Source organism: Methylocaldum sp. RMAD-M, assembly GCF_017832375.1.
In the GTDB taxonomy this organism is placed as follows: domain Bacteria; phylum Pseudomonadota; class Gammaproteobacteria; order Methylococcales; family Methylococcaceae; genus Methylocaldum.
Genome location: NZ_JAFIBZ010000068.1, coordinates 1 through 1,342, shown reverse-complemented (window position 1 = coordinate 1,342; position 1,342 = coordinate 1). Strand labels below are relative to the sequence as shown.

General features: G+C 52.7%; 2 protein-coding genes. One reads left to right on the top strand and one right to left on the bottom strand.

The genetic code is table 11. The features are described 5' to 3' along the window. Positions 1 to 189 precede the first annotated feature (189 nt). A complete protein-coding gene (locus tag JOD69_RS24455; RefSeq protein ID WP_077730017.1) occupies positions 190 to 582 on the bottom strand; it encodes a helix-turn-helix domain-containing protein in 393 nt (130 codons plus the stop codon). Between the two features lie 99 nt (positions 583 to 681). Between JOD69_RS24455 and JOD69_RS24450 the strand changes: the two genes are divergently transcribed. Next, the gene (locus JOD69_RS24450) at positions 682 to 1,125 is read left to right on the top strand and encodes a GFA family protein (RefSeq protein ID WP_077730016.1); all 444 of its coding nucleotides are present in this window, start codon (positions 682 to 684) and stop codon (positions 1,123 to 1,125) included. Positions 1,126 to 1,342: the final 217 nt, after the last annotated feature.

Below are 1,342 nucleotides of genomic sequence, written 5' to 3'. Positions count from 1 at the left end.
GGCTAGTAGTTACATTGGCCCAAAGAATGGGCATTACAGGTACTCCTACAGGGGACTCTCACCCCATCAGTTCATGCCCATGTCGGGCGTACACAAACGCTTCGAGTCCGACGCCTTACCCTTCCGCTGCGCTCCAGGGCAAGGCGCGGCTCAAGTGGAACGTTAGCCATAAATTAGCGAATCACAACGCTATTTTTCCTGCGGAAGGTCGCCTGGCTTTGCGTTCAAGAACCAGTCGGGTGGAGACCAACTTCCTGGAATGTGCTTGTGTCCCCAAAGCGCCAGCTGTTGTAGTACTGGTAGCAAATCCGCCCCCTTGCGGGTCAAAGCGTATTCGTACCTTACGGGCTTCTCTTGATAAGGACGTTTTTCGATGATTCCGTCTCCTTCAAGTTTACGCAGGCGGTTTGCGAGAATATTTGTCGGAATGCCCTCTGGAGAATCCTGAAAATCCTTGTATTTTCTTTTGCCGATCATCAAGTCCCGAACGATAACTAGGCTCCACTTGTCACCCAGCAAATCGAGCGACGCAGCGACGGGACATTGAGAACGGAATGCGGGTACGTCAACTTCTTTGCTCATATCGTTACGCTACATGAGTCACTTGCAATATGCAAGTCTACATGTCATGATTCTGTCGCTTGCACTTTGCAAGCACCCATCTAATACGGAGATAAGAACATGAACACAGAGATAAATGCCTCAGTCGACATAAAAGGCGGCTGCCTGTGTGGCGCCGTACGATATGAAGTCACCGCAGCCCCGGCCATGACGGGGTTTTGTTACTGCGAAAGTTGCCGCAAGCTCAGCGGTTCAGGACATGCCTTTCACGCGCTGGTACCGGAAGCCGCAATGAGGATCAGTGGTAACGTCCGCGGATTTGAATGGAAGGCGGATAGCGGGAACAGCGTTATCACGAGTTTCTGCCCAACCTGTGGCAGTCCCTTGTTCGGAAAGAGTTCCGGCATGCCAGGCATGGTGACATTCAGGGTGGCGAGCCTGGACTCCCCTGCAGCCATATCGCCGCAAATGGCGATTTACACGAAGCGGTTGCAGGCATGGGATCACCTTGACCCGGCACTGCCTGCCTTCCAGGAAATGCCCCCCATGCCTCAAGAGGGGTAATCCGTGATGAATACGCACCAACATTCCGGCACCGCAAGTCTTGAAGACAGAATCCGGAACTCGCTCATCGGCTTGCCGGTTTCAGAGAAGCGCATGTTTGGCGGCGTAACCTTTCTGTTAAAGAGTTATGCTCGAAAGTTGTGGATGAGAGGCTGAGGTAGGCGGCGTATTCTTGATGGTCTTCGAGGTCATCAATTCCTGTTGAGAGGAGCGAATA

Excerpts from the sequence above, each read along its gene's own strand:
- JOD69_RS24455 (WP_077730017.1), bottom strand. The coding sequence starts at position 582 with ATGAGCAAAGAAGTTGACGTACCCGCATTCCGTTCTCAATGTCCCGTC.
- JOD69_RS24450 (WP_077730016.1), top strand. The coding sequence starts at position 682 with ATGAACACAGAGATAAATGCCTCAGTCGACATAAAAGGCGGCTGCCTG.